This is a genomic window from Prevotella heparinolytica (assembly GCF_004342845.1).
Taxonomy (GTDB): domain Bacteria; phylum Bacteroidota; class Bacteroidia; order Bacteroidales; family Bacteroidaceae; genus Bacteroides; species Bacteroides heparinolyticus.
In genome coordinates this window covers 71,591-95,780 of record NZ_SLXB01000014.1, presented here as the reverse complement: position 1 = coordinate 95,780, position 24,190 = coordinate 71,591, and the positions used below count along the sequence as shown (strand labels likewise).

Genomic DNA, 24,190 nt, shown 5'->3' with positions numbered 1-24,190 from the left:
GAGCCTACTTCCTCTTAACATCCTGACAAAAAGATATGAAACTAAAGTTAATTATTAATGAATTATCCAACTTTGTTTGGATTTTAAATGGAAAGATACAGTAATGAAAAGAACATTTCAACCCTCTAACAGAAAGAGAAAGAACAAACACGGTTTTCGTGAGAGAATGGCAACTGCCAATGGGCGTAGAGTTTTAGCCGCGCGTCGTGCTAAAGGCAGAAAGAAACTGACTGTTTCTGACGAATACAACGGAGTAAAGGCATAACCCTCCGCAAACGATTAAGGACACAAAAAGCCGCAAAGAAGCAACAACTTCTTTTGCGGCTTTTCCTTTTTCAAGCCTTTACACTTGCACCATCGCAAAACCGGATTATTCCGTAAGCCCACATCCGAGCAAGATTAGACCCACACTTTAGGAAACATCCGCTCACACTTCAGAGAGAACGAACTGAGAGGAAACATAAAACAAGCTACAAAGCCCTTTTTATAGATGCAACAATCGCCTGCAAAAAACAAAGCCCCGCAAGTCTTATACTTACAGGGCTTCCATCGTACTCGAAGCGGGACTTGAACCCGCACAGCCGCAATGGCCAAAGGATTTTAAGTCCTTCGTGTCTACCATTCCACCATTCGAGCATCCTTACAGAAAAAAAGGGGAAAGAGAGCGGAAAACGAGACTCGAACTCGCGACCCCAACCTTGGCAAGGTTGTGCTCTACCAACTGAGCTATTTCCGCATTGGAAGAACGGCTGCAAAGATAAGCAGTTTTCTCATTCCTGCCAAATATATTTTATAAAAAGTATCGTATTCAGTAGCAAGAACTAAGGCGCGTAGAGTCTACCTGCCAAGAAGTTTCCGCTCTGCATCTTTCATGGTTTCAAAGTTGAAACCATCCACTACTTGTTGCATCAATGCAGAGATTTCCGTGTTACAGAGGTTTCCTATACTACCCTCATGCGTATGGCCTACTTCCTTTGTATGCGAAAAATTTCCAGCCTCGATATCCAGTCCCACTTTTTTATAAGCATCACGGAAAGGCATGCCTTCATGCGCCAGACGATTGACCTCTTCCACACTAAAAATAAGCAGATACTTGTCATCATCCAGAATATGCTCATTCACCTTTATCTCATTCATGATATAAGTGGTCATCTGCAAACAGTCTTTCAACTCCTGAAAGGCCGGCAGGAAGACCTCCTTGATAATCTGCAAATCACGGAAATAACCAGAAGGAAGATTATTGACAATCATCATGATCTGTTGGGGCAAGGATTGCAGTTTGTTACATTTGGCACGTGTCAGTTCAAAAACATCCGGGTTTTTCTTATGCGGCATGATGCTGGAACCGGTAGTGCAGTCGTCGGGCAATTTCACAAAGCCAAAATTCTGGCTGTTGAACATACAAGCATCAAAAGCCAGTTTAGAGATGGTACCGGCAATACTCGCCAAAGCAAAAGCCACATTGCGTTCCATCTTGCCACGTCCCATCTGAGCATATACCACATTGTAGTTTAATGAGTCGAAACCCAAAAGGCGAGTAGTCATGGTACGGTTCAGCGGAAAAGAAGAGCCATAACCGGCTGCCGAACCTAAAGGATTGCGATTGCACATTTTGAACGCTGCCTGCAGGAAGAGCATATCGTCTACCAGGCTTTCCGCATAGGCACCGAACCATAATCCGAATGAAGAAGGCATGGCTATCTGCAAGTGTGTATAGCCCGGCATCAGTATTCCTCTATAACGCTCGCTCTGCATGATCAGCACATGGAACAGTTGTTCCACAGCTTCCGCTATTTCTTTTATCTCTGCACGGGTAAAGAGTTTCAGGTCGAGCAACACCTGATCGTTGCGTGAACGTCCGCTATGTATTTTCTTTCCTACATCGCCCAACTTCCGTGTCAGCATGAGTTCCACCTGCGAATGCACATCCTCGACACCTTCCTCTATCACAAACTCTCCGTGCTCTGCCATTACATATATGTTTTTCAATCCGGCAAGTAGTTGCTCTAACTCTTCTTGAGTCAAAAGGCCGATACTTTCAAGCATCGTGATATGTGCCATAGATCCTAACACATCGTATTTTGCCAAATAAAGATCCATTTCACGGTCGCGGCCTACCGTGAAGCGTTCGATGTCCTTGTTTACCCGGACTGATTTTTCCCAAAGTTTCTGAGCCACGTCATTCAGTATTTAGCGGTTAGTAAGGTATGAGGGAGAGCATGTCGGCCATCTTTTCAAGGCCTTCCTGCAAGGGCTTTTGCACCATGGCTTTCATAAATGGATTGATATCCATGCCGATGGTGAGTTTCATTTTGCATTCGCCGGCAGTGACAGGCAGAATTTGTATCCAAAGATTAAACGGAAACGGTGAAGCAGCCGTTTCAAACTTGATGCACTTGCAAGGCTCTTTCTCTACGATCTGCAAAGTGATTTTCCCTACGGGATTCACCTCCATAGTCATGCTGTATGCATCAAAAGTCAAGTCCTTTATTTTGTCTTCCGGCAAGCGTTCCTTCACCTTCTCCAGATTATTCAAGTCGGACAGTTTCTGATAGACAGCCTCTTGTGAAGCCTGTATATTCTTTATTCCACTCTCAAATTTCGTCATATATTCGATTCTATTAAAAAGACAAAAGAACTATCCGGACATGGATTGCTCCGAATGGCTCTTTTGTCATACCATATTTTATCAAGAACAAAATTTATTTCCCGGCATCCCAATGCGCAGGGTCTTTGCGCCATTCATTGAGTGTTGCTATGTCTTTTTCCTCGATATAGCCGGTGCGCAAGGCGGTCTCCAGCACAGCTTCGTAATTGGTCAATGTCACCAAAGGCACTTTGGCATCCCTGAAGGCTTTTTCGGCCACGGGGAATCCGTAAGTGTAGGCGGCTACCATACCGATAACTTCACACCCATCGCGACGAATGGCCTCTACAGCTTTCAAGCTGCTCCCACCGGTCGATATCAGGTCTTCTACCACCACCACTTTCATGCCGGGGCGAAGTTCGCCTTCAATCAAGTTCTCCAAGCCATGATCTTTCGGGGTGGAACGCACATATACGAACGGCAGATTTAAGGCGTCGGCCACCAATGCTCCTTGCGGGATGGCTCCCGTTGCCACACCGGCAATGGCATCTACCTGCCCGAAGCGTTCCAGAATCAGACGTGTAATTTCTGTTTTCACAAAATTGCGAAGAGAAGGATAAGAGAGGGTTTTGCGGTTATCGCAATAAAATGGGGACTTCCATCCGGATGCCCAAGTAAATGGATTGGCGGGCTGTAGTTTAATCGCTTTTATCTTCAGCAACTTTTCTGCAAACAATCTTTCTAAAGTTTTCATAATCACACTAACTGTTATGATAAATATGGCACAAAAATACAGAAACTGTATGAGATTAGAAAAGAGAATGCCAATATTTTTTTATTCGGGATAGCCATTTTCGTCGGAAACATCGATGCAGCAACGTATGTCCTTCATCTCAAATCCGCGGCTCAAGGCGAAGCGAATCAGCTTGCCATTCAGTTCGTATTCGCTCTTGGCGCGGATGTTCTTCCGCTTTGCAGCCAACAAATTACGAAGAGTGGCAAGATATTCTCCTTCATCAACCTCATCCAAAAAAATGCGGTAGACGGACGAGGGGATTTCTTTTTGTTGAAGTGCCCGGCCTATTTTGTACTTCCCCCATTTGGCAAAACGGTATTTATCGTTGATAAAAGCACGGCAAAAACGTTCCTCGTCTATATACCCCTCCTTTGTCAGGCGATTGATGATGTGTTCTACGGCATCATGGGACACACCCATTCGCTGAAGTTTTTCTACTATTTCTGCCCTGCAATGTTCAGCAGTAGAACAATAAGCTTCCATCCGCTTCAGGGCTTCTGTTTCGGTTATTTCCATCCTCTTTCTGCTATTACATACCGGTCGTTGCCGGAAATATCTTTTCGGACGTGGACTTTCGTGTAGCCTTGTTCGCGAAGCATCATCGCAGCAGCCTCTCCGAATGCCCGGTTGATTTCAAAATAAAGTTTGCCGCCGGCTGCCAGCATGTTTCTTCCCAATTCCCCGATACGGCGATAGAACAAGAGGGGATCTGCATCCGGTACGAACAAGGCCGAAGAAGGCTCCCAGTCCGTCACATTCCGTTCCATGTCTTGTTTTTCGGCTTCGGTAATATAAGGCGGGTTACTGACGACCACATCAAAACAATCGTCATCGGTCGGCCGATATGTCAGGACATCACGTCGGACAAAACGCACAGAAGCTTGCAATTGCCTGTTGTTTTCTTCGGCTATGCAAAGAGCCTCGGCAGAAATGTCCCAAGCCGTGACTTCTGCTTCGGGAAGTTCTTTCGACAAGCTGACGGCTATGCAACCGCTTCCTGTACCAATGTCGAGAATGCGACTGTCCGGTGCAATTTCTTTCAGCATCTCTTCCACCAGTTCTTCGGTTTCGGGACGGGGAATCAATACGCCGGGTGCCACATGAAAAGAGAGTCCCAGAAAGGAGGCCATACCTTGTATATATTGTATCGGTTCGAATTTACACAAGCGGCACAGAATGCTTTCCAATTCCTTTTCTTTGTTCGGGGATAAAATTATATCTTTGCCCAGATAATAATCTACGGAACTTTGCCCCAACATTTCACAGCAAATGATACGACAGAGGGCCGCCACCTCTTGTGCGGAGTAACAGGCTTGCAAAACAGTGCGGATATGTCGGGCAGGATGACTCATTGAAACCTTTCTTTTTTGTATCAGGATGCAAAAATAGAGAAAAAAAGCGAGTAGAGAATGTCCACCGAAAAAGAAAATATGGAAATGGAAGAAGAATATAAATACATGCGACGTTGCATCCAGCTGGCACAGAACGGACGATGCAACGCAGCCCCCAACCCCATGGTGGGGGTAGTGATTGTGTGCGACGGGCAAATTATAGGCGAGGGCTATCATGTGCGTTGCGGAGAAGCGCATGCCGAGGTGAATGCCATCCGTTCTGTCAAAAAACCTTCGTTACTGAAACGTTCCACCATTTATGTCAGTCTGGAGCCATGTTCTCATTACGGGAAAACGCCTCCCTGTGCCGACCTGATTATCGAAAAACAAATTCCCCGTATCGTCATCGGGTGTCTCGATCCTTTTTCTGAAGTGGCCGGACGGGGCATACGGAAACTGAAAGATGCCGGACGTGAAGTAATTGTGGGAGTTCTGGAAGAGGAATGCAAACAGCTCATTCAACGATTTGTTACCTTCCACACTCTACACCGCCCCTATATCACCTTGAAATGGGCGGAGTCGGCCGACGGTTGTTTGGATATTCATCGTGAAGGCGGATGTCCCGTTGTATTGTCCAGCCCGTTGACATCCATGCTGGTACACAAGAAGCGTGCAGAACATAGCGCCATCATGGTGGGTACCCGCACCGCCCTTTTGGATAATCCCGGGCTGACCGTTTGCCATTGGTATGGTCGTTCGCCCGTACGTGTCGTTATTGACCGCTATTCGGCATTGCCTCCCGGCCTGCAACTCTTTGACGGCAGCGTGCCTACTCTTGTTTTTACCGAGAAGCCGCATGAAGCGGTTCGCAATGTGGAATATATTCCGATAGATTACTCACAAGATACCCTTCATCAGATGTTGCATGCCCTTTATGAACGCGGGCTACAATCGCTTCTTGTAGAAGGCGGCGGCATGTTATTGCAATCGTTCATCGATGCCGCATTGTGGGACGAGGCCTTTGTGGAAGCAGCGCCTGTTCTGCTTCATTCCGGTGTCAAAGCCCCGCAGATAAACAATGAGATGCTTTTTGATGTCTCACAAGCATTCGGCAGGAACTTCCGCCACTATAAACCAAAGAATAAGGTGGATTCCATCTGACATCTGCCTTATTCTTATTTATCTCCCTCTTCTGTTTCTTCTAAAAAATCCCCAAAGACACAATCATCCATCTTATACCTAAGTTCGGGATAAGAAACAGCTCGACAACCTCACCCGGAAGCTTGTATTCTGAAGCTAAAGCCCATTGGCTATCAAGCGCTTACCTCTCACTTGTCAGACACTTGCGTCTGACGGTTCAAACACTTGTGTCTATCATGTCAGGCACAAGTGTCTGTCGGCTTGAACACTTGCGTCTGTCACGACAAAGGCTTGCAGTTGTCAAACAGGGGGGGGGGAAGGCAGTCGGCGCGAAAGGCGCTCTTCTCTTCTGCCTAACCATTGTAAACCGGTGCATGCAAGAAATATCTGACCGATAGGATGCACCCCCCATCTTTAGCGAAAGCAACCGCCTATTCCGAACCCAGACATAATTGGGTCGTACAAATTGTACAGGCTTTATATGCCTTTCTGCACCCATGATCATTGTTTCTTCACAGGCAGATGAAAATATAGATTATTTCTCTAAGGGAAAAAGCCGAGGAATAAAAAGTATGATTTACCTTTGCAAGTCTCAAGAATGATGAATCGAAACGAATAGCAACTTATAGTTCTTATGAATGCAAAAGTAAAAGGATATATATTGGGAAGCATTGCTGCAGCATCTTATGGCATGAACCCCTTGTTTGCCCTCCCGCTTTACAAAGAGGGAATGGACCCGGACTCCGTTCTGTTTTTCAGATACCTGTTTGCCATCTCCATTCTGGGCATCATGCTCAAGGCGCGAGGTCGGAGTTTCAAGCTGAGGCGGCAAGACATATTGCCCCTGATTGCGTTGGGATGGTTAGTGGCAATCTCTTCCCTGACCTTGTTTCAAAGCTACAACTACATGGAAGCCGGCATCGCTTCCACAATATTGTTCGTTTATCCCATTCTGGTGGCAGTGATTATGGCCCTTGTTTTTAAGGAGAGAATCACCTTGCAAACCGTTCTGTGCATCTTTCTTGCATTGAGCGGCATTGCGCTGTTATATAAAGGCGACGACGGCGCCACGCTCAGTCTGATGGGTATTGCATTGGTCGTAGCCTCTTCGCTCTCCTACGCCATCTATATTGTGGGTGTAAACCGACCAAGGCTGAAAGATGTAGCCACACTGAAGATTACTTTCTACGTATTGTTATTCGGATTATCGCTCTTTCTGGTTCGTGTAGACTTCGGACAAAGCCTGTACACCGTCGATAAATGGTATTTATGGGGCAATCTGTTCACTTTGGCCGTGTTTCCCACCGCCATCTCCTTTTTCTGCACCACACAAGCCATTCAGTACATCGGCTCCACTCCGACAGCCATCCTCGGCGCTTTGGAGCCTGTGACAGCCGTGTTTTTCGGAGTAACCATCTTCGGCGAGTCGTTCACACCCAGACTGTGCTTCGGAATAGCGCTGATTATCCTGTCCGTGACACTCATCATAGCCGGTAGCAATATCACCTCTTATCTGGTACGTTTCAGAAAGCTTTTTCCAAGATTGCCGATAAAGAGATAAAGAACACAGGAGGAAACCGCCGGCATCAATCCTTTGCCTGATGCACTGTCAACTGCGGGAACGGGAAACTGATGCCCTCTTTGTTGAATTCCGAATAGATAATCCTGTTCATATCGAAATAGACACCCCAATAGTCTTGGCTCTTCACCCAAACACGGATAACGACGTTTACGCTGCTGTCTGCCAAGGCATGGAGAGCCAGGAAAGGTTCGGGAGTATTCAGTATGCGTTTATCGGCTGCAATGATGCGACGCACAGTTTCCTCCACCTTATTATAATCTTCACCGTATTCCACACTGATAACCCAGTCCACACGACGGGTATCTTCCTTACTATAATTAATCACCGTACCGCTGCTCAAAGCCCCGTTGGGGATGTAAATCACTTTGTTATCGGCTGTGGTAAGAATCGTGTGAAAGATCTGGATTTCGCGCACCGTACCCGACACGCCCTGACTCTCAATCCAATCACCCACTTTATAAGGACGAAGAAACAGGATGACAAGTCCGCCTGCAAAGTTCTGCAAGTTTCCGGACAAGGCCATACCGATGGCCACACCGGCCGATGCCAGCAAGGCGGCAAACGAGGTGGTCTCTATCCCTAACTTTCCGATGACAGCCACTACCAGCAATACTGTCAGCAGGATGTTGACCAAACTTCTCACAAAGCTCTGAATACCGGCGTCAATGTTTCTTTTCACCAAGACTTTGGCAATAAACTTCTTAATGAGGGATATCAGGATACGCCCGATAAAATAGATTATCGCGGCACTGATGATACGTCCGCCGATATCCACGCCCCAACCCATCATTTTTTCCACAAGATATTGCAATTTGCTGAAACTTAATTCAGACGCTTGGTCGGTAATAGCCGACAATAATAAAGGTAACAACATACTTCGCTCTTGATTATGTTAGATTCAAACACGATTCCAAGAATCGGCCTTCAATTCCACTCTCGGTTCTTTTGCCGTGGTTTCTTTCCATTCTCTTTTCTATCTCCAAAAGAAGAAAAGAAGATAAGAAAGAACACCGCACTAAACAGCGCCGGATTATTGGCATGCAAAAGTAGTGAATAGCTTCGAAAATCCTCTACATTGCTTGTCACTTTCGACAGAAAATCCTACTTTTGCCCCCGATTTCAACGAAGGGGTGCCCCAACATGACGGGCTGAGATCATACCCATTGACCTGATCCGGGTAATGCCGGCGGAGGGAAAAGAGAAGAAAAGTTCCCCTTTTCTGTATTAATCTAAACAAATATTGCAAATGAAGAGAAATGCAATGGCAGTCTGCCTGCTGACGGCAGCAATCAGTATCTGCGCACAGACCCGCGAAAAGGACAGCATACGGGTCGTGAACCTGCAAGAGGTGGAAATCATCTCCACACGAGCCACGGGAACCACACCGGTAGCATTCACCAATATCGGTAAAGAGCAGTTGAAAAAACAGAACTTCGGTCAAGACCTGCCCTATCTGCTAAGTATGACACCCTCTGCCATCACCACCAGCGATGCCGGAGCGGGAGTCGGTTACACCACGTTGCGAGTACGCGGCACGGACGGAACACGCATCAACGTCACCTCCAACGGAGTGCCCATCAACGATGCGGAGAGCCACAACGTGTTCTGGGTGAATATGCCCGACTTTGCCTCCTCCGTCAAAGACATGCAGGTACAACGTGGCGCAGGCACATCGACCAACGGTGCAGGAGCTTTCGGCGCCAGTATCAACATGCAAACAGGCGACTTCTCACTCAAGCCGTATGCCGAATTCAATGGTTCATACGGTTCGTTCAACACCCGCAAAGCGACCGTAAAAGCCGGAACGGGATTGATTGACGGACATTGGTCGTTCGACGTACGCCTCTCAAACATCGGCACAGACGGATATATAGACAGGGCTTCCGTGGCTTTGAATTCCTACTACCTGCAAGGAGGTTATTACACGGACAACAGTTCCATCAAACTGATTACGTTTGCCGGCAAGGAGCGCACCTATCACGCTTGGAACTATGCCAGCAAGGAAGCGATGAAGACCTTCGGACGCCGCTTCAATTCATGCGGATATATGTATATCGAAGACAAAAACGGCAACGTACATCAGCCCGACATAACCTATGACTACAACCTTCCCAAAGTCACTCCGTTGCTGGAACAAGGCGGAAGACTCCACTTCTATGATGACCAAACTGATAATTATACGCAGAAGCACTACCAGTTGTTGTTCAACCACAATTTCACTTCACGGTGGAACCTGAACATCGGTCTGCACTACACCAAAGGCGACGGATATTATCAGGAATACAAAGGCAGGCGTACACTCTCCGAATACGGCATGCTTCCTTTTACACACAACGGTGAAACCGTAAAGAAAAGCGACCTTGTACGCAAAAAGGCAATGGACAACCGGTTCGGAGGAGGTATCTTCTCCGTCAACTACAAGACCGACCGCCTGTATGCCGCATTGGGAGGCGGTCTGAACCGATACGACGGCGACCATTTCGGCAAAGTGCTCTGGGTAAAGAACTACATCGGGATGCTGAATCCGGATAACGACTACTACCGCAACAACGCCATCAAGAACGACGGCAACCTCTATCTGAAAGCCAACTACGAGCTGTTTGGCGGACTCAGCGCCTACATCGACCTTCAATACCACCACATCGGTTATAAGATAGACGGACTGAACGACAAATACGATTGGACAGCCGCCAATCCCGGCATGCAGAAGCTGAACATTGATGAAAAGTTCGACTTCTTCAATCCCAAAGCCGGCTTGTCATGGCAGATAGACCGTAACAGCCGCCTGTACGGTTCGTTCAGCGTGGCACATAAAGAGCCTACGCGCAACAACTACACCGACGGATACTTCACCAAACATCCCGCAGCCGAGCGTCTGTTCGACTACGAAATAGGATATACCTTTGCCAACTCGTGGCTGCACGCAGGCGCCAACTTCTATTACATGGACTACAAAGACCAGTTAGTGCTGACGGGAGAGCTGAACGAAATAGGCGAGCCGATGGCAAACAATGTTCCGGACAGCTACCGCATGGGTATCGAGCTGATGGCAGGCATCAAACTGAATTGCGGCTTCCAATGGGATGCCAATGCCACACTGAGCAAAAACCGCATAAAGAACTTTACCGAAACGCTGTTCAAAGGCGAGGAAGCCGGCACCGAAGCATGGGTCATCAAGCATGGCGACACCCCCATTGCCTTCTCGCCCGGTTTTATTCTGAACAACCGCTTCGGTTATACGTATAAAGGATTCGAGGCTTCCTTGCAGTCGCAATACGTAGGCAAGCAATACATGAGCAACGCCAAGCAGGACGACTGCATGCTCGACGCTTACTTTGTCAGCAACCTGCACCTTTCCTACACCTTCAAGCTGCCTAAAGTGAAATCCGTCACTGTAGGCTGCACCGTCTACAACCTCTTCAATGAAGAGTACGAGAACAACGGCTATGCCGGCAGTGGTTACAGTCTCGACAAACAGAATAACAAGGTGCGCTACAACTATGCGGGCTATGCCGCGCAAGCCGGTACCAACATTCTGGGACATATAGCAATCAATTTCTGATGGAGCAGGCACTCGAAATCGCGGGCACGCTCATCGGGTTGCTCTACCTCTGGTTGGAGTATCGGGCAAGCATCTATCTATGGATAGCAGGCATCGTCATGCCTGCCGTCTACATCTTTGTCTATTACGAAGCGGGGTTGTATGCCGACTTCGGCATCAATATTTACTATCTGGGGGCGGCCGTCTACGGTTGGGTTATGTGGAGGTACGGGGCATTCCTGCGACGAACTATTTTGAGACGGAAAAGTTGCGCACCACAAAGGGGAGAGGACAAAAGAACAAAAGGACAGAAGACGGAACTGCCCATTACCCACATACCCAAGCACTACCTGTCGCCCCTTGCCGCCGTCTTTGTCGTTGCTTTCGTCGGTATTGCCCGGATATTAATCGAATTCACCGACAGCAATGTGCCTTGGTTAGACTCCTTCACCACCGCACTCAGTATCATCGGCATGTGGATGCTGGCACGCAAATATGTGGAGCAATGGTGGGTATGGATAGCTGTAGATGCCGTAAGTGCCGGCCTGTACATTTACAAAGAACTTCATTTTACTGCCGCTCTCTATGCACTTTACACAATTATCGCTATCTTCGGCTACTTTAAATGGAAACGAATGATGGAGGAGGCGGACAGATGACAGTGAAGAATATACATAACAAAGCCGAAGCGGTAGTTCTGGCTAACGGAGAATATCCCGCCCATCCTCTGCCATCGGAGGTATTGGCAAAAGCGCCTTACGTGGTGTGTTGCGACGGCGCTGCTGATGAATACATCAGCCGGGGCAACATACCCGACGCCATTATCGGCGACGGAGATTCGCTGAGCAAAGAGAATATGCTCCGCTACGGGCATCTTCTTCATCGCATCAGCGATCAAGATACCAACGACCAGACCAAAGCCGTCAACTTCCTGCTGGCACAGGGCAAACAGCGCATCGCCATTGTAGGCGCCACGGGCAAACGCGAAGACCACACGCTGGGAAACATCAGCCTGCTTATCGACTATATGCGTGTGGGCGCCGATGTATGCACCTATACCGACTACAGCGCCATCATCCCCTGCCGGGACGCCTGCTCCTTTCCCTGCCGACCGGGACAACAAGTTTCCATCATCAACTTCACTGCCTGCAACCTGCATGCCGAGAGGCTGGTCTATCCTCTCAGTGACTTCACCAACTGGTGGCAGGGCACACTCAACGAGTGCACCGGCATCGAATTCACCATTGAAGCAAAGGGAGAGTATCTGGTGATAATCAATTATTAGTTAGAGATTAGATTTAGACATAAGAATAAAACATTGGCATTAGCCTGTCATTGACGAAAATCTGTTCAAAGACAGTTTTTTCTCAGATTAGTATCTTTGAACCATTGGGAACATCTATTAAGGTATCTTTTGACTCTACCAGATAGTTGTGATTTACTTTCAAATTAGTATCTTTGAACCATTGGGAACATCTTGTGGCGGGAAACAATACTCAAGGAGTAGTTGTGATTTACTTTCAAATTAGTATCTTTGAACCATTGGGAACATCTCTCTTAACGAAACAAAACTGGATTGAGTAGTTGTGATTTACTTTCAAATTAGTATCTTTGAACCATTGGGAACATCGTCTTTTCCATGACCTTTTATCGACAATTGTTGTGATTTACTTTCAAATTAGTATCTTTGAACCATTGGGAACATCTATAATAGGCATCAGTTTATCCGCGTAGGTGTTGTGATTTACTTTCAAATTAGTATCTTTGAACCATTGGGAACATCTATTAAGCAGTCTTTTGACATTACGAAGTAGTTGTGATTTACTTTCAAATTAGTATCTTTGAACCATTGGGAACATCAACAGTCAAACAATGGGGAGGCGACCGAAGGTTGTGATTTACTTTCAAATTAGTATCTTTGAACCATTGGGAACATCTAACAGTCAAACAACGGGGCGCGACCGAGAGTTGTGATTTACTTTCAAATTAGTATCTTTGAACCATTGGGAACATCGGATAAGCCCTGGATAAGAGAGGCGTGGGAGTTGTGATTTACTTTCAAATTAGTATCTTTGAACCATTGGGAACATCTAAAAAAAACTCGCTGCTGGCGGCTATTATGTTGTGATTTACTTTCAAATTAGTATCTTTGAACCATTGGGAACATCAAAGTAATTACGTGGAGAGCCATACCGTGTGTTGTGATTTACTTTCAAATTAGTATCTTTGAACCATTGGGAACATCCGTCAACGTGTGGTCGCGTGACCAGTGGGAGTTGTGATTTACTTTCAAATTAGTATCTTTGAACCATTGGGAACATCGCCAAGGTCATTACAATCGTATGCGAGGTGTTGTGATTTACTTTCAAATTAGTATCTTTGAACCATTGGGAACATCCCATGCAGAACTGGTTGGAAGCGGTATTATGTTGTGATTTACTTTCAAATTAGTATCTTTGAACCATTGGGAACATCTTCCTAATAAATCGGATGCCGTTCGTATGTGTTGTGATTTACTTTCAAATTAGTATCTTTGAACCATTGGGAACATCTCACACCAGTAAGCCGCACTATCCTGCCCTGTTGTGATTTACTTTCAAATTAGTATCTTTGAACCATTGGGAACATCCGATACCACGGAATGAGAGCAGGAACGCTTGTTGTGATTTACTTTCAAATTAGTATCTTTGAACCATTGGGAACATCATCGGTTAGCCGGTAACGCTCTATGCGCGTGTTGTGATTTACTTTCAAATTAGTATCTTTGAACCATTGGGAACATCCTTTTCGCGCACGTAGATGCTATCGCGTATGTTGTGATTTACTTTCAAATTAGTATCTTTGAACCATTGGGAACATCGGTGACGCGCGGAACCAGCACCAAGGCGTTGTTGTGATTTACTTTCAAATTAGTATCTTTGAACCATTGGGAACATCTGCCTTTAGGGTGTTGAACTCCTTAAAGGTGTTGTGATTTACTTTCAAATTAGTATCTTTGAACCATTGGGAACATCACAATATAAGAAATAACAACAGGATATTCGTTGTGATTTACTTTCAAATTAGTATCTTTGAACCATTGGGAACATCACGCTGAAAAGTGGATCCGTCATTATATAGTTGTGATTTACTTTCAAATTAGTATCTTTGAACCATTGGGAACATCGTAATGCATCACGGATGGAGGAAACAAGAGTTGTGATTTACTTTCAAATTAGTATCTTTGAACCATTGGGAACATCAGAAACCGACTATCTGTCAATGGCTATGCAGTTGTGATTTACTTTCAAATTAGTATCTTTGAACCATTGGGAACATCGCAGCATTTTCATCAAATATCACAAAGTTAGTTGTGATTTACTTTCAAATTAGTATCTTTGAACCATTGGGAACATCGCCATCCTTGCATATAGCGAACGGCATTGGAGTTGTGATTTACTTTCAAATTAGTATCTTTGAACCATTGGGAACATCTCAGACATTAAGAATTCCTTTATATCAGTAGTTGTGATTTACTTTCAAATTAGTATCTTTGAACCATTGGGAACATCATAATCCTCATAACACATTACTTTCCAATGAGTTAAAAAACAACCAGAGAAAGAAAAAAGAAGAGTGTTTCCAGCCCAAAATCTCGCATCAATGCGAGATTTTATTTTCTAAAACAACTCTAATTGCTGTCCAGGTGTATTGACATTCTGCACCTTTTTTCCATAAAAAAGTTCTATATCTCCAAATTGTTTGTCTGTAATACACATGATTCCAACATGCCCAAATTCCGGGAGAAAAGATTTAACTCTTTTTATATGTACTGCCGCATTCTCGCTACTGGCACAATGGCGCACGTAAATGGAAAACTGGAACATCGTAAAACCGTCCTTTTGCAGATTCTTTCTGAAATCCGCATAAGCTTTCTTTTCTTTCTTCGTCTCAGTTGGCAAATCAAAAAGAACAAGCACCCACATAATACGATATTCACTAAAGCGATCCATAATCTATCGTTCGGGATAAGCAACTCTACGAAGCTCTCCATTGAAACATTTATAAAGCGAAGCAGTAGTTTGCCCCACCGCAACCATCAACGGACTGCGCTTGCCTCCAATTGCCACTTCCAATGTCGGAACTGTAAGCAATCGAGCTTTTATCTCTTTTGTCAACTCCGCATTTTTTCCATACTCTTGTATCAAACTAAACACTACCTCATCCACATAAGGACGATAGGGTTCCATTATATCATCCGCTAAACAATAGGCGTTGTAACGATTGTGATGATGGATACCCAACGTAGGAAGTAACCCGCTTATTACCAACCCACGTGCCACCACCGCACGAAGAATGGCATATCCATAGTTTAATAGATTGTTGGGAGAAATTCCTTCACGTTCCCGAGTAAAACCATCAACATCAGCAAATAAAGACTTCCAATAATATGCAGCAGCACGTGCTTCCAAATTATCTGGGTCGCCACTACGCACATTGGCAGCCCAAACACGCATACACTTTACTTCCCCGTCTACACAATCTTTGAGTACAGATGCCTGATTGTTGATTTTCGTTTGAATTGTTTGCTGCCAGAGTTGTTTCTTCAAAGGAAGTGAAGCATCTAATTGTTTACGGAAGCGCTCATTCTGCGTAGTATTTCCATAAAGAGGAAGCATTAATCCGACTGGCATACTCTTACTATCACAAGTGATTACGGAACAGTTATTCTCAAGCAAAGCCTCCAACACACTGGAAGTGATGGTTATCTGCTTGTTATCCAACACGACGATTCCAATGTCCTCTATAGGTTTCGTTACTTCCGCCTGCTTTTTCAACGTTTCCGGTAAGGCGGTTACTTTTTCTACATCAGGCAGCTTGATGACCAGCTGTGCATTTCGTAATGATAGATAAACAGGATTTCCGAAATAAAGTGTTTTCTTAATCATGGCTCATTCCTTTTAAAAGTTTGTCAAAATCCGATTCGTAGCTCTGGAGTTGTCTAACATGGAATTTGTCATATTTCCGCTCCGCTAATGCCTTGGCAATCTTGTGGCTCACCTACCCGCTATGTTGTAGCACGGCTTCTTCGTTGAAGTGCAAGACCAGCTTTCTCACCCAATCTTTCATGTACATCACTTGTTTTTTTCGCTTGACGCTCTGCATAATCCAGATACATCGAAACAATACGGTTCAAATCATCCATTTATGTTTCATTAAGATAGTTCTTTACAATAGAAACATCCGGTTTGTGTATCATTTCGTAGGGTGCATTCTTCCAAGTAGTCAATCCCATATTAGGTTTATCGGCATCCGCACGAGAAACAATAATCTCAGCTGCTGTTTGCCCGGAAATGAACCCAATACAACTTATTCTGAACAGTTACAAAAAACTTCTTGGTTACATCGCTATCCGCTTTATAGTCCGCACTGCATTGTGAATAAATATCAGTTATTTTCTGATAGAAGCGTCGTTCGCTGCTACGAATGTCACGAATACGGGATAACTGTTCTTCAAAATAATCCTTACCAAATAGCATTTGCGGATTCTTCAATCGCTCATCGTTCATAGCCCCCTTAATCAGATATTCTTTCAGCACACCATTTGCCCAAAATCTAAAATGTATGGTTTGAGTACTGTTAACAGGGTAGCCTACGGATAAGATAGTGTCGAGATTATAAAACTCAATCTGCCTTGTGACCTGTCTTGTACCCCCAGTTTGAACTTGTGCAAGTTTTGCACAAGTTGCCTTTTTTAATAATTCTCCGCTTTTATATACATTCTTTAAATGTTTAGCCACCACACTTCTGTCTACTCCAAACAATTGTGCAATCTTGTCTTGTGGCAGCCAAACCGTTTCATTAAAGATATAGATTTCAACGTTCACTTCTTCATTGCTGTCTTTATAGAGAAAGAAATCAGATGAAATTGAGGTATTATTATTGTTTTTGTTCATTAGCCATTCATTATATTAACCCGTTGGCGGAATTAAAATAGCGCATATTTAACTCGGCCAATGGGCTTTTCATTTTTGTAGTTAATATATTGGAGGATTGTAAGTGCGCTAATCTTCCCGATAATCCGGGCAAACAATCCATCCGTATCTTTCGCATAATTCCTTATAATCATGAACTGGTCACACAATTGCGAGAACAGGGTTTCGATTCTTTTTCTCGCCTTGGCAAAAGCCAGAAATACAGGCTTCCATTCTTTCAGGTTGCACCTGCATGGTGCCTCCAGCCTGATATTGGCGGTTTCAAACAGATCCAATTGCACTTGGGCACTTATATATCCTTTGTCCCCTATGACTCTACAATTACTATAGTCCACCTTCACATCCTTCAGGTAATGAATGTCATGCACACTTGCCTTGGTGAGGTCAAAGGAATGGATAACACCACTTAACCCGCAGATCGCTTGGAGTTTGTATCCGTAATAATACATGCCTTGTGATGCACAGTATCCGATTGACGGTGCTTTCTCAAAATCCTTCTTTCCCATACAGCAACGCTTGGAACGGGCAATGCGACATACTTCTATCGGCTTCGAATCAATGCAGAAATAGTCTTCGCCTCCATCCATTTCTGCGGCCATTCTTTCTCGGATTGCATTACATAGGGACGAAGTAATTTTACGTCTGTCATTGTATTGTCTGCGGGATATAAGGTTAGGTATTTCCATTCTATACTCCTGTAGCTTTGCAAACAACAATGACTCACTGTCAATACCAACAGCCTCTGATGTCATGTTCAAAGCCACCACTTCAAGGTCTGAAAATTTGGGAACTACTCCTCTTCTTGACACATTTCCTGATTCATTGACTAAATTGCCGGCTATTTGCTTGCATATGTTCAGGATTTTTGCGAATATTGTATATAGGTTGTGCATACGATATTTGTTTATTAAAAGTTTTGCTACCTTTAATTTACTAAATATCAATAATATGCACAACTTTTTATACATAAATCTTTTATCAATTTAATTCCGCCAACAGGTTATATTAATATTCTCCTATTGCCACTATTTGGCCAATATGGTTAACACGGACTTTAACAATAGCGTCCAAGCCCTTTGAACTACGAAAATCTATCCAAGTAATACCTCTCAAAATTGGCTTTGTATCCTTGATTGTTGTTTCTAAATGATGTCTAAAAACATAATTTTTATGAGAGAATTTCTGCACCCTAAATAAATTAGGACTTATCACCCCATAATTCTCCGCATCAAGCAAATCAATCTCTTTCGGATTAAATCCGGTTTTTTCATTTGGAAAAACAAAATATTCATTTTGTTTCATACTGAAAAGGAATTGCCAGCCTTCGCTCGTTTTATAATCCTTGTCTATAATCGGTTGACCAAGATTTGCTCTTGTCACTGCCTCAAAGAAACTAACCACAATCTCCTCCAGTTCATATTTGGGATTACCAGCCTCGTCAACCATCAATTGTCCCTTCTTATCTATAACCGGCCTACGATAAACTGCCACGTGGTGATTATTGCCTGTATTAACAAAATCCACAGGAATATTTTTACCATTCTCATCTAATACAGGTTTTCCATTCTTATCCTTTTTCACATGCAATGACAACGCATTACTGATTCCTAAAATTGCAACTCGCTTAATAGATATACCTTTCTCTTTATTCAGCCAAATAGGGTTTTCATCAAGGTTGGAGAATGCCTTTTTTGCATCATTACCCCACTCATTTAATCTGTCAGTTAGTATTTTCCGGACACCAGCATCTATTACCTTATCAACTTTCAAATCAGGAGAGATTTCTTTACGTATAGTATAAATCGTTTCAAATGTTACAGTTTTCACATTCTCAGGAACTTTCCTCGTTTGTTCCTTATCCAGCCAAATAGGTTGTTTATCCGGTGAATTCTTGCCGGCAAACGCTTTCTTCGGATCATTACCATTTTCATGTAAACGTTTCAACAATGCATCTCTATAAGCAGGTTTGCTTACAGTCATAATTTTCCCGATATCAAACGAAGCATTCACCTTTTCTTCTCTTGCCAAATATTGCTTGCCACTACCATAGATTGTTTCCAGATGCAACTGCCCACGTGGTGTCTGTTGCACTTTCTTATTCATACCGCCCCTTTTCTTCGTCTTGTTAATATTATCCGTAATAACCTTATTCTTCGCTTTAATCGAAATTAAAATATTCTCCAAGTACTTTTTGGCTTCTGCGCGGAACTCTCCCAATGGCATGGGCGCAATCGCCCTACCATTTTGAAAATACTTGTTCTTTATTAGATACTCATTCGTGTTTGCATTCAGACTGGCGTTTTTGTTATTAAAATACTGAATGAATACATCCTTTGTAAATGCTACAGTCAATGCGTCCATCGCATGATGACGATGATCATTCCGTTTCGTCCAATCCTTGATTCTACCTATTTGCTTTCCGTCTCTATCCTCAAAATATTCAACCAGTCCTAATGCCTTATACTTTTCCCAGTTCAATTCTTTCATCAAATCAACCAACTGCCAATCCTCACGTAACTTGTCAGTTACCGAACCACTTGTAGCAACCACACGACGAGAAATCTCATTCAACATAGACAGAGCCTTTTTGGCAATATATTGCGTATTACGTAGGTCACGTTCAATAAAGCCGTCAGGAATATCCTGCTCAGTCATTTTCAGTTTATTATATTTGCTTCTTGATATTTTCCCTGACTTAAACAAGTCTTCGATATTATTTAAATAATGTTCTAAACTATTGTCAGACCCGCTTTCACCGAATTTTTCTTTCACAAAATCATACGCTGTTTTATTCCCTTTTTCAATATTTACATTACGAGCTTCAAGTGTTTTATTTGAAAAGCTATCATCAAAAAGTCGTGCTTGCGGAATGATATGTTCAATATCAAACTCTTTACTAAACAATTTTTCTCTCGGAATATACGTATTAGAATAAAGCGTTTTATACCCACACGATTCTAACTCTTTGTAAAGCTTGTAACGCAGAATATCAGTACGGCTTACATTTATCAAACCAAACTCTTTCTGTAAAAGCTCCTTGTATTCTTCATGCGCTTTGGTAGCTTGTGCAATGGATTTAGTCAGCTCTTCACGCTCTTTGGCATTCTTCTTCAACTCACGAGCAAGTTCTACACGTATTTCATCCGGTTTACCATAAGTGTCTATAATGGCATTGATTACGTTTACCATCTGGTTCAGAATCTTTTCCACCACAGGATTGCGCAGACTATTCTTGGGAAGAAGCATAAGTCTGTCTTTCAATTCCTTGGTTGCTATCTCTTCCTTGGTTAATGACGACTTTGAATGCCTGTATCCGGCATACGCGCAAGCCACATCATACCGATTGCCTTCTTTCAAATAAGGTAGAATCTTATGAATAGCTTTTGCGCTCAGACTGCCATAATCATCTTGAAAAGTAACATTTGCCAATATAGTAGCGTATACTTTCTCAAAGCCATACTGTTCTGCCATCCTTTGAACCAACCTACCGTTTCCTGTTGTCGTATTGTCCCCCTCAAAAGAATACAATAAATGCCAGAGTTTATAATAAGGTTGATTGTCCAACTCTTCATTCGAGTTAAAACATAGAATGTCCGTATTCCAATTAAGAAGATCAAAAACAGCTTTTACATGTTCAATAATCTTCTCAACCGATTGTTTGAAGTCAACAGGTTCATGCCCGGACATCTCGATCATTTTACTATATGCCTGAAACAACGCATATCCCGTCTTATTACCATCAATCGTTTTAAAATTTAAATCCAATTCCTGTGGATTATCAAACAACAATTTCAAGACCTCTGACTTTGTCATCTTATCACGAACAAAAAGTTCTTGGGCAAGCAAATCTTTTTCTTCTTGATACAAATAACGTCTGCCACTCAGTTCCAATTGTCCTGTACCGTCAAGTTCGTCAAAAAGAGCAGGAGAATTATCTTTCGGTTTTCTTCGTTTACTTTTCTTGCCGACAACGGTTAGTTCTATGTTGTTTAGTATCTGCCATATTTTAAATTCTTGGAACAAAGGAGAAGAACGGGGTATCACTCGATTACCTACAGTTTTAATCTTTTTCTTGCCATCCATCTCTACCTCTATCTGCCGACTTTCAAACTCGCAAAAACTGATTAATCCTTTCTGACTCTTCAAGCTACGCTGATAGAAAATAATAATATCACGGATGTCTTTTTTCAATTCTTCTGTCAGTTCTTTATGATATACAGCTTGTTTTTCCCAAAGCATATTAAACTCATCCAAATAATCTTGGCGATAGAACACCATATTCCGCAAGCTCACATTGGGATTCTTATCCAGCATTTTCATTTGATACTGCCCGACAGTTTGTTTATTGAAATACAACTCCTTGCTCCTATCACTGATTGCACCAAGATAACCGCTTGAGTTATTGATTTGGGTATTCATTTCTTGCAAAACAATAACCAATTGTTCCAACGACAGCTTTTCCTTCAAACCATTTACCCGCCATTGCAGATTCTCTTTTTTTGCTTCATCCCTTTTCCGTTTACCATAAATACCTTCCAGTTTATGCTCCCTTTCCTGTTGTTCAGTTTTGCTTTTCTCGTTGTTCCATTCTGTATAGGATTCTTTCCAAACGAAATATTTGGAACAAATGGCCCAAACAGCATCGCGTTTTTTCCCTCTCAACTCTTCTTTTAATACATCAGTAAGAATATCCGTATAATATTCTTTTTGTTTTTCCCATATTCTATCAAGTTCATTTTGCAAATCAGAACGATAAAAATCGGGTAAGAACTTCTTACCTGCATCAAGCAGTTGCAGGCATAATTCACCAGGCGTAAGGTTGTTATTATATAGTTCACGAGCTATATCCATACCGTCAATCAACCTGCCTTCTTCAGTTCCCTTTGCTTTCCTGCTACTTTTATAACCACGTTTTTTGTTAATCATCAGCAATACACGCGCAAACTCTTCCAACGAGATTTCCTCAGTTGCCGCTTTCGCCCTTAATCGGTATGTCTCAAAAGTTGTTCGATTACCATTTTCTGAAAGTATAGTATCTTTTGTTATCAATTTGTATTCTTTCAACACTTCCACCAACGTATCACGACGAAGTTTGTAGCGTTGCAGATTACACCGCATGCTTCTCTTGAGTGTTCTATCCGCATTGGTCGTAATGCTCTTCCCTTTCTCAAAATTAGTCAATTCATCTACCGTCAGAGGATTTACTCTCACACCAAGCTTAACAATCGATGACCTTTCATCTTTATTTTCTGCTTCATTCACCAATGCCCAACCGATACTATTAGTACCCAGATCCAATCCTAATATCTTCTTCATAATTTAACTTGTTTTATCACAACACCCCAAATATATTAATTTTTCCCCATAAACAAACATTATAATAAAATTATTCATTATCTTTGTATCACTAATTTGAAGCAAATCACAATAAGGATTATTCCGTTGTGAAAACATTTAGGGCGGGGCATTTGCTTCGTCCTTTTTTTGGCTACTAAAAACAAATCAGCTATGCCTCATTGGTCGTTACCGCAAAACCGAAGGCCTACCTACACCAGGCAGCACCCCACAATTGGCATAAGCATAGACTGTGAAAGTTCAGGCCCGGAGAGAACGGGCAACCAGAATAAGAATTCGTCAGGAGTAGAGAAATGAACGGAAACACGCAGGAATCGAGCTTATACAGATCGGCATGACAGTGCATCTCCCACAGCCAACAACCGCGCCCTGCTGCCGCATGCACTCTACTCGCACCTACCGTTGCAATACGCACGCTATGAAGATGGAGAAATGCATCCGGCCGATGGTGACGGGCATTCCGCAGGAAATCATCTGCGATATATACCGCGGGTACAGGCTGACAGAAACGACGGTAGCGGTAATTAGCGGTGAGCGATTAGTGTTTAGCGGGGCACTAATCGCTTATCGTCCACCGCTCATCGTTAACAAACAGTGCTTGAAGTCGGCAAACTCCTTCGACATGGGCAGGCTCTGCTTCGTGCCCCGCATAAAGGCTTGAAGTTTCTCAGGTATCGCTACTGTTTCGCCGATAATCCCTTCTACCGTATCTTTGAATTTTGCAGGGTGGGCAGTCTCCAGAAAGACGCCTGTCTCGCCCGGCCGGAGACCTTCGGACAAGGCACGGAAGCCACATGCGCCGTGAGGGTCGAGCAGGTAATGCTTCTGCTGCCAAACCGTTTTCATGGTTTCGGCTATCTGCCCGTCGGTATAGGCAGCCCCACTGATTTCGGCGGTGATGGCGGCATGATTGCCTCCGTAGAGGTCGAGCACACGGGCAAAGTTGCTGGGATTGCCCACATCCATGGCATTGGCAATGGTGGCTATGCTTGGACGTGGCGTATAAACGCCCGTCCGAAGGTATTGATAGAAAATGTCGTTGCGGTTGTTGGAGGCGATGAAACGTTTCACGGGCAGACCCATACGCTTGCCGAAAAGTCCGGCGGTGATGTTGCCGAAATTGCCGCTGGGCACACAGATGACGACATTGTCCGCCCTGCCGGCACGCTTCAACTGTGCATAGGCATGGAAATAGTAGAAGGCTTGCGGCAGGAAGCGGGCCACGTTGATGGAGTTGGCGCTGGTGAGCAGCAAACGCCCGTTGAGCTCCTTGTTCATAAAGGCCGATTTCACCAATGCCTGACAATCGTCGAACGTGCCGTCTACCTCAAGGGCAGTGATGTTGCGTCCCAAAGTGGTGAACTGTTTTTCCTGAATGTCGCTGACCTTACCTTTCGGGTAGAGTACATATACGTGGATGCCCTCCACGCCAAGGAAGCCATTGGCCACGGCGCTGCCCGTGTCGCCAGAGGTGGCAACCAATACGTTCACCTGCTTCTTGCCCTCTTTCCTGATGAAATGTCCCAACAGACGTGCCATGAAACGCCCGCCCACATCCTTGAAGGCGAGCGTAGGCCCGTGAAACAGTTCGAGGGAATAAATGTCGTCCGTCACTTTCACCAAAGGAACGTCGAAACTCAGGGTGTCATATACTATCTGCTTCAGCGTATCAGCAGGAACATCTTCGCCGAAGAACGCATCGGCCACGCGGCAGGCTATCTCCTGAAAGCCGAGTGTGTCTATGCTGTCGTAAAATGCTTGCGGCAGGGGCTTGATGGAAAAAGGCATGAAAAGCCCCTTGTCGGAGGCAAGTCCGCGCACCACAGCTTCTTCGAGGGTGGCTTCGGGAGCTTGCTTGTTGGTACTGTAATATTTCATGATCG

General features: G+C 44.0%; 20 protein-coding genes, 2 tRNA genes, 1 CRISPR repeat array and 1 riboswitch. Of the genes, 6 read left to right on the top strand and 16 right to left on the bottom strand.

All coding sequences use genetic code 11. The features are described 5' to 3' along the window. Positions 1-103: 103 nt before the first annotated feature. Complete coding sequence (rpmH, locus tag EV202_RS08450; protein ID WP_004292199.1) at positions 104-265, top strand: 50S ribosomal protein L34; 162 nt, start codon at positions 104-106, stop codon at positions 263-265. A gap of 287 nt (positions 266-552) precedes the next feature. On the opposite strand, the gene EV202_RS08445 is transcribed toward rpmH, so the two are convergent. From EV202_RS08445 to prmC, 7 genes are all read right to left on the bottom strand, one after another. Further along, a tRNA-Leu gene (locus EV202_RS08445) sits at positions 553-636 on the bottom strand. Positions 637-663: 27 nt separating this feature from the next. Then, positions 664-736, bottom strand: a tRNA-Gly gene (locus tag EV202_RS08440). Between the two features lie 101 nt (positions 737-837). Continuing rightward, positions 838-2,178 (bottom strand): argininosuccinate lyase, encoded by a 1,341-nt coding sequence (argH, locus tag EV202_RS08435; RefSeq protein ID WP_106069240.1) that lies wholly within the window; start codon positions 2,176-2,178, stop codon positions 838-840. 19 nt (positions 2,179-2,197) lie between these two features. After that, entirely contained in the window at positions 2,198-2,608 is a 411-nt protein-coding gene (locus EV202_RS08430) for an SRPBCC family protein (protein WP_106069241.1), read from the bottom strand. A 94-nt stretch (positions 2,609-2,702) separates the two neighbouring features. Beyond that, positions 2,703-3,341 carry an orotate phosphoribosyltransferase gene (gene pyrE, locus EV202_RS08425; RefSeq protein ID WP_125239918.1) on the bottom strand — a complete coding sequence of 213 codons (639 nt, stop codon included), beginning with the start codon at positions 3,339-3,341 and terminating at the stop codon, positions 2,703-2,705. An 81-nt stretch (positions 3,342-3,422) separates the two neighbouring features. After that, positions 3,423-3,899 (bottom strand): regulatory protein RecX, encoded by a 477-nt coding sequence (locus tag EV202_RS08420; RefSeq protein ID WP_131926689.1) that lies wholly within the window; start codon positions 3,897-3,899, stop codon positions 3,423-3,425. Further along, positions 3,890-4,735: a peptide chain release factor N(5)-glutamine methyltransferase gene (gene prmC / locus EV202_RS08415; protein ID WP_106069244.1), complete on the bottom strand. Its 846-nt coding sequence runs from the start codon at positions 4,733-4,735 to the stop codon at positions 3,890-3,892. The genes EV202_RS08420 and prmC overlap by 10 nt, the downstream gene beginning before the upstream one ends. Before the next feature lie 84 nt (positions 4,736-4,819). Between prmC and ribD the strand changes: the two genes are divergently transcribed. Continuing rightward, positions 4,820-5,875 carry a bifunctional diaminohydroxyphosphoribosylaminopyrimidine deaminase/5-amino-6-(5-phosphoribosylamino)uracil reductase RibD gene (gene ribD / locus EV202_RS08410; protein WP_165899412.1) on the top strand — a complete coding sequence of 352 codons (1,056 nt, stop codon included), beginning with the start codon at positions 4,820-4,822 and terminating at the stop codon, positions 5,873-5,875. Positions 5,876-6,488: 613 nt separating this feature from the next. Next, positions 6,489-7,415, top strand: coding sequence for a DMT family transporter (locus EV202_RS08405; RefSeq protein WP_131926685.1), 927 nt, complete (start codon positions 6,489-6,491; stop codon positions 7,413-7,415). Between the two features lie 25 nt (positions 7,416-7,440). On the opposite strand, the gene EV202_RS08400 is transcribed toward EV202_RS08405, so the two are convergent. Then, positions 7,441-8,310 carry a mechanosensitive ion channel family protein gene (locus tag EV202_RS08400; RefSeq protein WP_131926683.1) on the bottom strand — a complete coding sequence of 290 codons (870 nt, stop codon included), beginning with the start codon at positions 8,308-8,310 and terminating at the stop codon, positions 7,441-7,443. 242 nt (positions 8,311-8,552) lie between these two features. Beyond that, a riboswitch (TPP riboswitch) is annotated at positions 8,553-8,649 on the top strand. A gap of 33 nt (positions 8,650-8,682) precedes the next feature. On the opposite strand from EV202_RS08400, the gene EV202_RS08395 reads away from it, so the two are divergent. Genes EV202_RS08395 through EV202_RS08385 form a run of 3 tightly spaced genes read left to right on the top strand, consistent with a single transcriptional unit; the run spans position 8,683 to position 12,262 of the window. Next, positions 8,683-10,998 carry a TonB-dependent receptor gene (locus EV202_RS08395; RefSeq protein ID WP_131926681.1) on the top strand — a complete coding sequence of 772 codons (2,316 nt, stop codon included), beginning with the start codon at positions 8,683-8,685 and terminating at the stop codon, positions 10,996-10,998. Continuing rightward, positions 10,998-11,636: a nicotinamide riboside transporter PnuC gene (pnuC, locus tag EV202_RS08390; RefSeq protein ID WP_106069248.1), complete on the top strand. Its 639-nt coding sequence runs from the start codon at positions 10,998-11,000 to the stop codon at positions 11,634-11,636. The genes EV202_RS08395 and pnuC overlap by 1 nt, the downstream gene beginning before the upstream one ends. After that, positions 11,603-12,262 carry a thiamine diphosphokinase gene (locus EV202_RS08385; protein ID WP_234878267.1) on the top strand — a complete coding sequence of 220 codons (660 nt, stop codon included), beginning with the start codon at positions 11,603-11,605 and terminating at the stop codon, positions 12,260-12,262. The genes pnuC and EV202_RS08385 overlap by 34 nt, the downstream gene beginning before the upstream one ends. Before the next feature lie 145 nt (positions 12,263-12,407). After that, positions 12,408-14,528: a CRISPR direct-repeat array (repeat unit 47 nt; unit sequence GTTGTGATTTACTTTCAAATTAGTATCTTTGAACCATTGGGAACATC). Positions 14,529-14,636: 108 nt separating this feature from the next. Here EV202_RS08385 and cas2 read toward each other — a convergent pair. The 8 genes from cas2 to thrC form a co-directional block, all read right to left on the bottom strand. Beyond that, the gene (cas2, locus tag EV202_RS08380) at positions 14,637-14,969 is read right to left on the bottom strand and encodes a CRISPR-associated endonuclease Cas2 (RefSeq protein ID WP_106069250.1); all 333 of its coding nucleotides are present in this window, start codon (positions 14,967-14,969) and stop codon (positions 14,637-14,639) included. A 3-nt stretch (positions 14,970-14,972) separates the two neighbouring features. After that, positions 14,973-15,905, bottom strand: coding sequence for a type II CRISPR-associated endonuclease Cas1 (cas1, locus tag EV202_RS08375; RefSeq protein WP_106069251.1), 933 nt, complete (start codon positions 15,903-15,905; stop codon positions 14,973-14,975). A gap of 119 nt (positions 15,906-16,024) precedes the next feature. Continuing rightward, complete coding sequence (locus EV202_RS15270) at positions 16,025-16,162, bottom strand: virulence RhuM family protein (protein WP_234878266.1); 138 nt, start codon at positions 16,160-16,162, stop codon at positions 16,025-16,027. Further along, the gene (locus EV202_RS15395; RefSeq protein WP_262494717.1) at positions 16,163-16,252 is read right to left on the bottom strand and encodes a virulence RhuM family protein; all 90 of its coding nucleotides are present in this window, start codon (positions 16,250-16,252) and stop codon (positions 16,163-16,165) included. Positions 16,253-16,289: 37 nt separating this feature from the next. Continuing rightward, positions 16,290-16,913, bottom strand: coding sequence for a RhuM family protein (gene rhuM, locus EV202_RS15165; RefSeq protein WP_207903436.1), 624 nt, complete (start codon positions 16,911-16,913; stop codon positions 16,290-16,292). A 32-nt stretch (positions 16,914-16,945) separates the two neighbouring features. Next, entirely contained in the window at positions 16,946-17,920 is a 975-nt protein-coding gene (locus EV202_RS08365; RefSeq protein ID WP_131926679.1) for an IS982 family transposase, read from the bottom strand. Positions 17,921-17,957: 37 nt separating this feature from the next. Beyond that, positions 17,958-22,268, bottom strand: coding sequence for a type II CRISPR RNA-guided endonuclease Cas9 (gene cas9 / locus EV202_RS08360; protein WP_106069253.1), 4,311 nt, complete (start codon positions 22,266-22,268; stop codon positions 17,958-17,960). A 603-nt stretch (positions 22,269-22,871) separates the two neighbouring features. Next, the gene (gene thrC / locus EV202_RS08355) at positions 22,872-24,185 is read right to left on the bottom strand and encodes a threonine synthase (protein ID WP_131926677.1); all 1,314 of its coding nucleotides are present in this window, start codon (positions 24,183-24,185) and stop codon (positions 22,872-22,874) included. Positions 24,186-24,190 lie beyond the last annotated feature (5 nt).